This is a genomic window from Algimonas arctica, from assembly GCF_014652695.1.
Classification (GTDB): Bacteria; Pseudomonadota; Alphaproteobacteria; order Caulobacterales; family Maricaulaceae; genus Litorimonas; species Litorimonas arctica.
This window is the reverse complement of sequence record NZ_BMZH01000021.1, coordinates 15,085-28,260: the sequence shown is the minus strand read 5'-3', so window position 1 is coordinate 28,260 and position 13,176 is coordinate 15,085. Positions and strand designations below refer to the sequence as shown.

Genomic DNA, 13,176 nt, shown 5'->3' with positions numbered 1-13,176 from the left:
CCCATGGTCGGGGCTCTGACTCTTCGGTCAGCCCCTATGGGGCTCAACCGGAACTGTCGCATTTGAACTTTGCAGAAAGTGTCTTGCCTTATCTTTGCTCCAACATAGTATAAGAGAGGACACCTACACATTATCCACCGTCCGATTTTCGGTTTGAGCATTTGGTAAAAGCGGGTACTGATCCTCCGTTAAACCCAAACAAACTGACATTCGACTCTAGGAACAATATCTGGCGTCCCGATTGGCCGGGCGAGCCCCTTCTCTCAAGCCAAACAAATCAATAATTGAATCGTCTATTTAATCGTCATGACCCAGACGCCGTCCCAATTTTTAGGCGGATTAGCTTTAAGTAAATTGCACCGCCCAATATAGGTCTGAGCGAGCTCGTCTTCTGGGTTTGCTTCAAGCGCCTTGTTGAAGTTCAAGATTGATTTATTCCAGTTTCCGTCCCGGTAAAGCTCGATAGCTTCGTTGAAATACCCAACATTATCCATCAAATTGGGAAATGTTTCACTGGTATGATAATCAAGAACCTCAAAAATTCTGACAGGCTCGGTTTTGCCTTTCACAACGACCATATCGACATCGCGCAATCTATACGTTCCCCTCAGTTTGGCTTTGGTAAATTCACTGATCAGAAGGTGGGCTGAATATTGTTTACAGGCGGATTCAAGACGCGCGGCAAGATTTACACCATCGCCGATCATCGTATAGTCCATCCGTTTCGGCGAACCAATATTTCCGGAAACAACCATACCCGTGTTGAGCCCAATACCATGGTCAAGGGGAAGCTTTCCCTCCGCTATGCGTGAGATATTCCAGTCCCGCAGCTCAACAATCATAGCAATCGCGGCGCGCACGGCACGATCTTCATTGTCATCATAAGAAATCGGAATCCCAAAGCCCGCCATGATGGCATCGCCAATAAACTTGTCGAGCATACCGCCTTCACGTGAAATACATTCCACCATAATAGTGAAATACTCGTTCAACATCTCCACGGTTCCCTGTGCGCCCAGCGACTCGGTTAAGGTCGTAAAGCTCCGTATGTCCGAAAAAAGGACCGTGATCTCGCTGCTTTTTCCACCTAAAATATTATCAGCGCCATTCCCGCTTAGAAGTTTGTCAGCAATTCCGGGGTCGATATAACGGGACATCGTAGACTTCATACGTTTCTCGGATGAGATATCTTCGATCATAACCATTGCGCCAAGTTTCTTGGCCTTCTCTCCTAGTAACGGAAGCACATTAATATTGGCCGATATGGGATCGTCTCCGAACACCAATTCCGTATCAATAAGAACGGCGGCTTCACCGCGTTCCTCGACCGCTTTGATCCGGTCAGGAAGCCAAGCGTTTTCATCGGTGAAAAACTCAAGCATCGGTCTTTCAACTACATCGACAAAGTCCACATTCATGATCCGTAGACCGGCACGATTACAGGTTACAATCTTGCCGGCCTCGTCCACAGTGATGACGCCGTTGGACATGCTTTCCAGCATGCTTTCGTTATAATTTTTCATCATCTGAACGTCTTCGAACAGTTTTGCATTTTCCAAAGCAATGGAAACTTGAGCCGTAAAGGCCCTCAGTCTGTTCTCGTCATCATCGGTAAATGCCCCCCCGCGCTTGTTGAGAACCTGTGTAACGCCGATCATTTTACCGTCTTTATTGGTAACGGGAACGCAAAGTATTGACCTCGTAAAGAAACCGCTTTGCTTGTCGAAAGACGGGTTAAAACGCAGATCCGCATAGGCATATGGGATGTTGACGGTCTTGCCTGACGTAAACACTGCCCCAGCAATGCCCAAATGATTTGGAAGTCTAATTTCACCCAGTGTATTGCCCATGGCGACCCGGGAAAACAATTCGCCAGTTTTTTCATCATTGAGAAATAGTGTCGAGCGCTCAGCACTCAACATCCGACTCGCTTCCCCCATGACTTTGGTCAACAAGCTACCAAGTTCCAGTTCCGAGGTAACATCTGAAACAACACTCAAGAATTCATTTTCCTTGATCCGGTTTTTCTCCATCTGTTCAACAAATTGTCGACTCTGCAATGTTACAGCGGCCTGTGAAGTGATGGCTTCCAGCAACTCCATATCCTCGTCTGTAAAAGCCCCCCGTTTTTTGTTGAGGGATTGAGTGACCCCGATCACCTCCCCGTTCACCGTTTTAACTGGGGCGCAGATTATAGATTGTGTTATAAACCCCGTCTGTTCGTCGACGTCGGAATTAAACCGTGGGTCAGCATAGGGATCATGAATGATTTCGCCGATACCGCTTTCAAAGACGGCTCCGGCAAGACCGGTGTTGTTGAGCATTCGTATTTCGCGCGACAATGTTTGCTGCGCCACACGTGAATAAAGCTCGCCGCTCAATGGATCGTTTAAAAAGAGAGTACTGCGTTCAGCTCCCAGTTCTTTTGAGATGAGATCAACTAGGGTTATCAAAGCTTCGTCAAGGCTGTCGATCGCAGCAATTTTACGGGATACGGTTAGCAGCATTTCCGCTCGACGTAGACTTTTCAGCGTCTCGGCGTATCGTTGGGAATCTGTCAGGGGTTGTGATCGGGTTTCGGACAAGCCGCCCAGCATTTCACTTGCCATGATTAATATCCAACTTCCCTCTGAGCACAGCAATGGTGGCCTGTAATTGTCGACAATTCAGGTTTGCTGCGTGCTCTATATCTTTAATTTTACCGTCATGGCGATATTTGATCTCGTCTAGTTCATCACGCAACGCTTGAGCCGTATCCTGCAACTCTTTGGCTTCTTTTCGACTTTCTTGCAGCATTTTCTGAATTACTTCGTTCTTATCAAGGTTCAGATTGTCCAACTCTTCACGAAGAGCTTGGGTCGTGCGAGTAAGTTGAATGATTTCGTCACGATTAGTCGCAACAATTTCTTGGGCTACTCTATTTTTTTCGTGGTTCAACTCATCAAGCGAATCTCGCAATGCTTGGGCAGTTTCGTGCATTTGCCGGACTTGACCCTGATAATTGGCGATAACTTCTTGAGTGGCTTTCTCAGCTTGTAAGTGTGATTTTTCCAATTTTTCGCGCAAGGCCACGATGATGTCTTTGAGGTTTTGGATTTCACTTTGCGCCGCCAACAGCGTATCCGGATCATCATTTTGCGGCATATGCTTTCTTTCAAAATGTCCCTGCGACAGGGTTCCAGGTCAAGATCATCCAGGCGCCGTAGTTTGCTGGGCGATGTCGAGCCGCCAAATTGTCGGCGCAGGGTCTTGTTCCCTAATCTAAAAGATCGAGAGTCACGCTTGGAATGAAGGCGTGGTTTGCATCATACTTGACTAGAATGTCCCCGGATGTTGCTGTCTGCGAATAACTCCGCAGCTCTTTCCCGGTCCATTGGTGTAACGTATAACCTGGTGCGTCATCGACGATCATTGTCCTCCCATCCGGAATCGACGGGTCGATTTCCTCGAATTCAAGAGCGACCGACGGCGCTACGGAACGGCTGACCGTAATCGGTCGCCCGGCGAATGTACCGCTAATATGACAATGAATATGACCCGCGAGTATATGAACCACTTGCTTGTGCCGCTCAATCACGGCTTTCAACCGAACGATCCAGGGATCGTTGTCTTTGGGTGTCATCCAGCCAATTCCGGTTTCAATTGGAGGGTGGTGAAGCACCAATATAGTTGGCTTACTCGGCGCCCCTGAAAGAGTTTTCTCTAACCATTCAGAGTCACTTTTATTGAATTCGCCGTGATGGCGACCAATTTGAAGTGTATCAAGAATGACAATTCTTACCGGCAAATCCTCGATCGTGTAAGCCAGTTTTCCATTGATAAAATCAGTACCTCCAAACACAGCTTTATAAGAGTCCCGACAGTCGTGGTTCCCTAAAACATTATAAATCGGAATATCAATGCTCGAGATTTCGTCTTTTAAGATGGGGTAAGCCCAATTTGACCCCCCTTCGACAAGGTCGCCGGTGAATAAAATTAAGTCAGGTTTTTGCCGCAAAGATGTCACAGCAGCCATCACACGGCGGAACCGGTTCAAATTAGGTACGTTCCCATCCGTCGGCGCCTGGGGGAGCCCAAATCCGAGATGAATATCGCTAACCTGAGCTATCAGCATTGTTTCTCCCCTCCCAAGCCCACCAGCAGCTCCCGCCAATGAAGGTGAACGCCGGGTTCATCGTGGTTTATTTATTACTCACCTGGAATAATTCACCAGCATCATCAATGAACAAGCGTTCCATTTCATCCCGTGTGAACGGTCTGGAGCCCAAACGCCCGAACACAGCCATTTGATTGCCCGATTCATCCACGGCCCTGTCTCGATCAATACCTTTTGAGAGAGCTAATGCCGGACGTGGCGTTTGTCGGAAGGCAATTAATTCTGGCTTAGGTTCTGGAGAGAAGCCGTAAAAATTTGGCTGGCTTGATGGACTCGTCAGTTGGATGACTTTCAAGCCCCCTACCCCATCTGCCACATACGCAAAGAGTGACGCATTCGTCGTACCCACTATCACATCTGTTGCATCCTTCATTTGACCGTCAAAGTTTTCCTTAAGGAACACTTCTGGTTGGTGCGGCTTTTCAATGTCGATTATGGCCAAGCCTTGGGGACCAGCTGCAACATAAGCATAGGTGCGCGCAAGATAGAGGCCCCGGGCATCGTTTAAAGGGATTACGGCGTCTGGCAGGTGCGTCGGAGTGCTCATGTCTGTGATGTCGAGTACTTCAAGGCCCCTGGCCGTTGTCACATAAGCGTATCGGAATTGGACATCCGATTGCCGCGCATCTGTGAGAGGCACTGTTGCTGTATGTTTCGGCGATAATGGATCGTTCAAATCAATAACAACGAGGCCGTCAGCCGTCGTGATATAGGCATAGCGCCCAACCAAAGTGACGTGCCGGGCATCACGTAAAACACCACCAGTCCATGCGTTTGATCCGTCTGAAAACTGCTCACGTTCAAAGAAATTATTCCGCGCTTCACCGTCTGCAAGCGTGTTGATATTCACGAGTATCAAGCCTTCTTCGCGGTCCGTGATCACAGCATAACTATAGATCGGATGAAACGCTTGTTCTTGATTGGCATTACGGAGGTCTTCTGTGTTCCGAATAGGGTCAATTGGCTGTGTGGTTGCCAACGCCATACAAGACGCGTTTTCAGATTTTACACGCGTATTATGACCAAGAGCCGAGAATGGTCGTTCGATAAATCGCTCCGAAACCCCTTTGTTGGCGATCGAGGCGACATCATAGGCAACAAATCCGCCGGCACCTTCGGCCGCAAAGAGATATTCGCCGCGTAACTGTAAACAGGTGACGGCACCCTGGCTTTTCTGAAACACGTTGGCGATTTCTTCAAGAGCTCCCGTTTCACCGGAATAACCATTCTCTTTGTCGAAAATATCTCCCCTGACCCAATTGATAAGCTCTCGGCCATTATCTTCAACATGAGAACGGTAGTAATCTGGGTAAGCATATTTGTGAAGATATGACCCAAAGACAGATTGGGGTTCGTCCCATTCCGTGACGCGCACAGCTTCAATGCCGCCATCAAGACCTGTATAGGCATGCATTCCAACGAAATTTACGAAGTTCGTACCAAGCAACAGTAGCTGTGACATGATCGCGTTATTGTCGTTGGCTTCACTGACGTGACAATCCTCGCAATCCTTTGTTTCAGTCAAGCGGACCGTATGCGGGAAATGCGGCGCAAATGCCTGTGAGCTGAAACCAGCTGAACTGATCGGCGGCTGCTGCACATAGAGCCGTTCGCGGTTAATATTTGTCGATGATAGGACCAGAGCAGACGTTGAGCGGATCGGAGCAACCGTGTTGTCCTTTGTCGTCTGATGTTTGCCGAGCTGGAACATCTGATCACGAGCGACCTGAGGATTGTAGGTCGCGTAATTTCGGCTCTCCCCACCTTCATATTTGTGTGATTCAGTTTTCGAATTCGCCTCAATTGGCAGGTGGCAGCCGCCACAACTCGTTGTCCATGAAAGGTGACAGGTGAAACATTCCATCTTCTCATCGTCATGGGCCCGTTTGGAGGGATCGACATCTAGACCGTAGCGATAATCGCCAAGAAGGGTACGCTCAGCCGAAACCGTTTTAGCACGAGCGGATTTTTCACTGAATTCTGGATGACCCGGCGTAACAGAATCCTTTACGAGGCTCATCTCCCATTCCATTTCAGGATCGATGATGGAGCGTTGCAAAAGGACATCCTGCCCATCTTTCTCAACCCACTCAAAACGACGACGACCATCGGGGTTCCGTAGCAATGTCATGTCCATGCCACCAGGGCGAGCGGCTGGGCCCGATGTATACAAAGAAGGGTAATCATCAGTCGTGCCGTGGCAATCCACACACTGAATTTCGATTGCGTTTGCGACCTCTCCATGAATGTAACCGTTACCGTGGCTGTCTTGAGCATAGTGACAGTCCGCGCACTGCATGCCCTTTTCGGCATGAATACTCATCATATGAACAGTTTTCCCTGGGTTTGTACCGATGGGAACAAACTTTTCTTCGCCTTCCTTACGGAACTTCTCCGGATCATCTGGATCAACAATATTATCATCTTCGTCCAAAAGGTTACCTTTGCGGTCCCGCTTAAATACGCCGCGGAAATTCCAACCGTGTCCGTGATAATCGGCGAATTGCGTGTCCTTAAGATATTCATTCAAGTCATAGACATTGCGCGTAAAATCGAGGTCAGACCAAAGCCCGCGAGGCGCAGCCCCTTCCGGGTTGCGATCAAGAACTTTCCGCTGCTCTTCCATCGTCGGATATTTTTGTTCTTCGGGCCACATTGTTGGGGCGTCGGATTCGTAATCCCACATTGTGTAACCAAGATAGCTGTTTAAGAAAATATTTGGCTGATGCATGTGACAATTCATGCATTGGCTGGTTGGAATAGCGCGGGTAAAAACGTGCTGAAGAGGATGACCGGGTTCATTTTTTGGGATGGTTGGGTCGACGGTCACAGACTCACCATCGCGACCAAACTTTGCATAGGGGCCGGAATGACGCGGTTCACGATCATTAGCGTAAATAACGTGGCAAGAGGCACACCCGGATGATCGATAATCACCTGGCTGGTCATTCGTTCCCAAGAACCATGTAAAGGGGTCGTTCAACCGCGTTTTGTGAATGTTCAAAACTGGAATGGCGACGCGAAGGCCAGTCGCTGGGCCCCGGTTTGACTGGCGAATGTCGGGACGGCCTGGCTCTTCAAGTCTTTGTAGCTGACCAACGGCATTCGGTAGACCGATTTCAGGGAACTGGGTATTATTATTGCGGCCTCCGCGTTCAAATACGCGAAAGACATCAGCTGGCGGTATGACGTTCCAAACTGGTAGAGGCAGCAATGTTTCAATTATTCCTGAGTCCAGTAAAGCCTGCGGCAATCCAGCCTCAGCGCCAGGACTTGTGAGAGACGCGGGTTTCCCCTCTCTCGTATACGCCTCTCCTACGATGTAGTTTTTGAAAGGCAAAACTCCATTATTATAGGCTGCACCGCCCCACAACATCGCCCCTGTCGCCATAAGTGAGCGTTCCGACGCAACGATTTGATCTAGGTGGCATGACCCGCAGGCTTCCCGCGCAACGCGATAGTCAGACGGGTTAACAAAGCGAACAAATTCCGGGCTCTCTTTATTCAGTAAGGTGTAGGACTGTTTTGGATTCGCAGAATGCGGATAATGCCAACTTCCCGGATAAGTCGGCAGGACATGCGCGGAATCCCGAATTTTGGCGTATTCTTCACTTTTTGGATCCAAGGACGCTTCGGTAAGCGTCACAGAGGCGTCGCCTCCATGGCAATCGGAACAGCCCAGTACAACTGAGTCCAACAAATGCATTGTTTTAGCATCGCTATCCGTATGGCAACTGATGCAACCATCTGATTTTTCGTTGGCGGCGGCCCAGGTTTGTGAGCGTGGCGCATTTGGCGCAAAGTCGTATTCGCGCTCAACCTTTTTCTCCTTTGTCGCAGCGTAAGAAAAGCCAACGATACCGAGAAAAGCGATCACCCAAACGAAACGAAAGAAATTTATGAGGTTCACCATTAGTACGACAAAGTAGCGTTTAGAAGGACCGAAAGATAGCGAGAACGGTCACGATTATTATCGAACAATTGACGAAAACCACCGGTCGGTTCCAGTGACGCAACGGATCCCCGAAAGACAATATTTTGTGTGAATTTCGGGCGGTAAATCGCTGATGCAGACAGATCAAACCCGATTCCTCGGGCAATATTAGCCTGCTGTCGAGCGGTCTGTAATATTTCTGTTTGCGCGAAAGCGAGGTAATTTGCATTCAATGAGACACGGAGCTCTGGCAGGATATCTAAATCGGCGCCAACTCCGATGAGCATCGTCCCCGGATTGTTGAAATTGCTTTGTCCCTGCTCTTTTGAGCTTCGGAGACTATTCAAAATTCCGTTCCGGCCCGAGAGACCAATCGCGCGTCCCCCCCCGATGAAAGGCACATTTTGACGAACCCAATAGGACGTGTCCGCACCAGCAAATTGGGGATTCTCAAAAATTGAATCAAAGCCTGTCTCAATGTCGTCGTACGGATCAGAATCTCCCGTCGCGTACAGACCTGATAACCGGACACGGACCCAATCATAATCATAAGACGCCTCTACAGCGCCAAACCCCGCCATAATAGTGGTCGGTTCGTTGGTGAAAATGCTGTTACGATCTTCACCAATCGCCAGATAGGTCGACCCCGTGACATTAATTCGACCAATCCGACCATCAGCATTATAGCCGAGATAGAGAACATCATAATCCCGTCCGCGAAGGTCTCCCAATAGGGCCGGACGAACGGGGAAGCCATTATCATCAATCTCAACACTATCCCCTTCTCGGTTAATGTTCAAAACCGCTGTGACTTGACTGGTTAGGGCAGGAATAGGGAAATCCTGACGATAGGCATTGGCGAGGAGAATATAATCGTCCCGCGGCGTATCAACGATGGAATTCAAGCCTGAGTTTGTGTCCTTTTCCAAACGACCAAAGACAGCCAAATTATACTGCCAACGATTATTATCACGATTACCAAAGAAACGAATTCCTGGTTGCAAGTCTTGGAATAAGAACCCTCTAAAATCGCTCGAGAATGGCTGAATTCCGACGCGAAGGGAGTCGAAATCATAGCGTTCTGAGACATTGCGAATATGATAATCAAAGAAGGCTTCTTGCACTCCCAGAAACGCATCCGTGCGTTCGGTGCCCTTCGATGGTTCAACAAAGAGGATACGTCGCTCTTCAACGGTAACATGGTTGATGTTGAGGGCGAGCGTTAGGCGATATTCATAGTCTTGCGGCTTGAAGACAGTATTGCCTTTAATAAGCGCACCACTCGCAATGAAAGTTTGCGAAAACACAAGACTGTCTGGATCTCCGAACAAATCCAAGCTCGGCTCTTCTGTCGTCTGCACACCGACCGGAATTGGGAAATTACGAGGTTCCAACACTGTGTCAGACACAGCGGTCGCAACAAAAAACCAATCCTTCGTCCCTGGGAGAGGCCGATCCCCTTTGAGGGTGTTTTGATTATACGGATCCCACCATTTCTCATTCACGCCGAGGTTTTCAATCAAACGCCAACGGTCAGGAACCGGAATAAAAACATCGCTTGGATCAAAACTTTGTGGCGACGGAACGGCCATGGGATCGAACAGACGAACTCTTTCCGGCAACGCCTCAACGGGTCGTGGCCGACGGCGTCCCGGAATGCTCTCAGGGCTCCGACGCACATCAATGGGTTTGCGCTCTTCCGGCGTAGATAGAGTATCATCAGACGCTTGCGCGAACCCGTCGTGAGGGAGGCATAATGCGATCCCTGTCGCCAGCATCACTCCCCAGCGCATGGGTTCTGCTCATCTGAATCAAGGAAAGGGCTAAACGGGCACGACACATATCTAAGTCTGACATTTGTGTCGCCGAGAGGAACAAGAATCTGGTCCGCTCGGATATCGACGGGCGCGTTATTAATTGTCCCTGTTCTACGGCCAGCTTCGGCAAGGCCCAGCAGTGAGATCATATCATCCTGATCGATCCCATCTCCAGAGACCCCAACGCCACCGATCAAAGTGTCGCCACGATAAATCGGAACACTACCCGGAAATATCTGCATTCCATTACGAAGACGCGGGCCATTTCCAGCATCTGGCATAAAGGTGCATCCCACAGCCGTATCTGGACTGCCCGTAGAGACATGGGTTACGTGCTCAATGATATTATCTTCAATCAGCTCTTCCTGAAGACCCGTAGAGAACGGATTAAACTGCGATATCGGGACAGATAGCGGTCCGGGTGGACGACCGACTTCTCCGTCAGGGAAGTATGGTCGGGATAAATTCCCGCCGCTGCGATCCGCGAAAGCAACAGTCCCGAGAAGCGCCTGTTGGTCGCCAATAAAATCTCGCACCTGTTGGACTCGTCCGTTTATCTTAGGGTCCAGCGTTGCTGGAGCTGTCAAAACCGGGCTACGTCGCGTCGCTGATAGGTCAGCCGCAGCGGATGCACTTGAGAAAAACGTCGCGGTTCGCGCTTTCTGAAGCGCCACATCAGTACCAAAAATTGGGGCGTCAGGACCACGAACGAGGCCGAGTACATTGCCGCGCGTGTCGACCACTGTGATGGAGACTTGAGCGCGTGATTCCAAGGGGCGTCTGATCTGGCCTCGGGCTCTACTCATGATACCGAAGGCTTCTTCAATGACAGCGCGGACTTCGACCTCAGTGAGAGGAACCGTGACATCGCCGCCGTCCAAGGCGCCCCGAATTGGAAAACGATTCTGTCCGGCACCATCGGAAAGGACGTAAGCATCCGCGTTAGAGAATTCAGCTATTGTGGAACGCCGAATTCCGGACGTCTCAGTCCCGTATGCCTGCCCTGCTTGAATCGTTCCCGGCGTGTAACTCCTTACAAAAACCAGTGACCCCGTCGTCCCTTGCAAAGACGTAAAGGACGGAGCGTTCGAGGGAGTTGAAAGCAACGCGTCTTCATCGCGGTCAATGTAGCGAAGCGTGGATCCATCGACTGATACACGGTCAGCGCGAATTGAAATCGGCGCTGCGTAGTTCGTGGCACCCGCAACGGCAATCAGCTCTTCAACATCCGTATCGACGTCGCTGACATCAGGATCAAATCCGTAATCTCCGTCGCTAACGACACCAATGCCGCCAACGACCACACCGTTTTTATAGAGGGGAAGCCCACCCGGATCGGCTGAGAGCCCCAAGGGCGCTCGGTGCGGCCCCGCTGTCAAAGGCGCGCGGGTCGACAAATCTGAACACGGCAGTTGAGAAAATTGGACCCCAAAAAGCGGGCCGCTTTCGAGACCCGCCGTGTTTGGCGCAGGTGGAAAGTGCTCTTGTACAATCTGACTCGCAGTCCGGGAGGAAAACGCGTTGCCCGTCGATGATAAATAGGCCCCCGTTAAGGCTTTAGAAATTGCCGCAAGCGTCGCTGGAACATCGACCCCTTGCAGGCCAATATTGCCGGACGGATTCCCTACATCTTTATCGCGAATGCGAGTCGTCATATCCGCACCGTTCATTTGAAAAACGGCGAGGACATTTCCAACTCGGTCCGTGACTGAAATAGTCGCAAACTGATTTCGCTGGCTCGCTTCGAAAACAGCCTGAGCGATAATGGTCTGGACATCGCTTATAGTTAGTTTTTCAATCGCAGGATCTGAGTAATTTCGGGTGGCGATAGGCTGGTTTGGTGGCGGACCCACAATGGGTGCAGACGTGCCAGACGAACCACTTCCACCACAGGACCATAATATAGATGCTCCGAGGAACAGAGGCAGACGCTTCATCTAAGCCCCGTCACATCGGCACGTAGGTCGCGCAAGGCATTAGCAAGAGCTAATTGGCTATATCGATTGCTGTCAGAAACCGCATCATAAGCCAGCTCAACCCCGCCGCGAATAGCGTCGACCTCGCTTAGCGCGACCTGATCGGCAGCAACCATGGATGACAAGAGCGTGTCGATCGCCATGACCGCCTGCTCTGCTGCCGCATAATCTGTATAGCGATCTGTGACGACATCGTCTGCAATCCGCTCAATGAGCCCGAGCGTGCGTTCTCGATTAAAATCAGCACTCCCCGCGAATGTCGCAAATCGACTCGCCGTTAATTGCAGCGCTTCAGAGGCTTCAGATCGATCGCCATGACCTGAAAGTGACGCATGAAAAGCTTTGATCTCTTGCCGTAACGCGTCGGCTTCATTCGGCGCAATTTGCTCTGCAATCGCGAGCAACATAATCATATGGGCGTCATTGAAGCGTACCTGTCCTGGGGTCACGGGACGCACAGGATTCAAAACCGCATTCGGACGGTAGTTGGGGTCATCCGAAATATCTTGATGACAGGATTGGCAATCGAAAAAAACGGGTTCCGGGAAAATCCCGTCCATATTCAGGTTTGGGTTTGAAAATAGCGTAAGCTGTCGCTCCAATGCACGTGCTTGCCCTACGGCCCAAACTTGGGCCCCTGTTGATACCTCTTTACGCAAAAAATAATCTACATCCTCATCGTGGTGTCGTTGAAGAGCGGTGAAAAGATCGAGCTCGAAGCTCATCCGAGGGTGACCTGCGGCCATTAGCCGGTGATCAACAAATTGCCCAGGGGCATCGGATCCAACGTGGCAAGACAGACAAACATTAGCGCGTACATCGGGTTTTTCTAGCGCATAAAGCCCCAATGAGACCATCTGACTATGCGTAGCATCTGTTGAATAATGGGCCGCCAGCCAAGGCTCAGAGCCACCGTGACAGGACTCGCAACCTATACCGTCATCAAATTGAAATTTCGCCTTGCGTAGATCAGATGGGATATTGTCAGCGTGGCAAGACAGACATTCAATAGCTTGGTTTGGTTCACTAATTCCGAGTCGCTTGGCAATAGACATAGATCGTTCGGAGGATAATACTCGATATGCGCGAAGATGAGCTCCGCTTGTCGATGTTTGATCTTGCCAAAGAGATATTTCGTTTTGCTGGACAACTACGCCTGTTGCCTCTTGACGGGAATGACAGGTCGAGCCGGAGCAACTCGTGACTCCAAGATGTGGGACACCGTCTGTCATTGGAGTTGCACTGCCGAGAACCCGCGCCAAGGCTACTGGAGCCGCCACCATGGCAAGCACC

Annotated in this window: 7 protein-coding genes; all 7 read right to left on the bottom strand. The window is 50.2% G+C overall.

Annotated features, from left to right (window positions below; genetic code table 11):
* Positions 1-293: 293 nt before the first annotated feature.
* Entirely contained in the window at positions 294-2,609 is a 2,316-nt protein-coding gene (locus tag IE105_RS14510) for a GAF domain-containing protein (RefSeq protein WP_233354191.1), read from the bottom strand.
* On the bottom strand, positions 2,599-3,144 hold the full coding sequence (locus tag IE105_RS14505) for a hypothetical protein (RefSeq protein WP_189499614.1): 546 nt from the start codon (positions 3,142-3,144) through the stop codon (positions 2,599-2,601). The genes IE105_RS14510 and IE105_RS14505 overlap by 11 nt, the downstream gene beginning before the upstream one ends.
* A 112-nt stretch (positions 3,145-3,256) precedes the next feature.
* The gene (locus tag IE105_RS14500; protein WP_189499613.1) at positions 3,257-4,114 is read right to left on the bottom strand and encodes a metallophosphoesterase; all 858 of its coding nucleotides are present in this window, start codon (positions 4,112-4,114) and stop codon (positions 3,257-3,259) included.
* 67 nt (positions 4,115-4,181) lie between these two features.
* Positions 4,182-8,069: a hypothetical protein gene (locus IE105_RS14495; RefSeq protein WP_189499612.1), complete on the bottom strand. Its 3,888-nt coding sequence runs from the start codon at positions 8,067-8,069 to the stop codon at positions 4,182-4,184.
* The gene (locus IE105_RS14490) at positions 8,069-9,883 is read right to left on the bottom strand and encodes a hypothetical protein (RefSeq protein ID WP_233354190.1); all 1,815 of its coding nucleotides are present in this window, start codon (positions 9,881-9,883) and stop codon (positions 8,069-8,071) included. The genes IE105_RS14495 and IE105_RS14490 overlap by 1 nt, the downstream gene beginning before the upstream one ends.
* A complete protein-coding gene (locus tag IE105_RS14485) occupies positions 9,868-11,844 on the bottom strand; it encodes a heme-binding protein (protein WP_189499611.1) in 1,977 nt (658 codons plus the stop codon). The genes IE105_RS14490 and IE105_RS14485 overlap by 16 nt, the downstream gene beginning before the upstream one ends.
* Positions 11,841-13,115: a multiheme c-type cytochrome gene (locus IE105_RS14480; protein ID WP_267904697.1), complete on the bottom strand. Its 1,275-nt coding sequence runs from the start codon at positions 13,113-13,115 to the stop codon at positions 11,841-11,843. The genes IE105_RS14485 and IE105_RS14480 overlap by 4 nt, the downstream gene beginning before the upstream one ends.
* Positions 13,116-13,176 lie beyond the last annotated feature (61 nt).

Excerpts from the sequence above, each read along its gene's own strand:
- IE105_RS14485 (WP_189499611.1), bottom strand. The coding sequence starts at position 11,844 with ATGAAGCGTCTGCCTCTGTTCCTCGGAGCATCTATATTATGGTCCTGT.
- IE105_RS14500 (WP_189499613.1), bottom strand. The coding sequence starts at position 4,114 with ATGCTGATAGCTCAGGTTAGCGATATTCATCTCGGATTTGGGCTCCCC.
- IE105_RS14505 (WP_189499614.1), bottom strand. The coding sequence starts at position 3,144 with ATGCCGCAAAATGATGATCCGGATACGCTGTTGGCGGCGCAAAGTGAA.
- IE105_RS14510 (WP_233354191.1), bottom strand. The coding sequence starts at position 2,609 with ATGGCAAGTGAAATGCTGGGCGGCTTGTCCGAAACCCGATCACAACCC.
- IE105_RS14495 (WP_189499612.1), bottom strand. The coding sequence starts at position 8,069 with ATGGTGAACCTCATAAATTTCTTTCGTTTCGTTTGGGTGATCGCTTTT.
- IE105_RS14490 (WP_233354190.1), bottom strand. The coding sequence starts at position 9,883 with ATGCGCTGGGGAGTGATGCTGGCGACAGGGATCGCATTATGCCTCCCT.
- IE105_RS14480 (WP_267904697.1), bottom strand. The coding sequence starts at position 13,115 with ATGACAGACGGTGTCCCACATCTTGGAGTCACGAGTTGCTCCGGCTCG.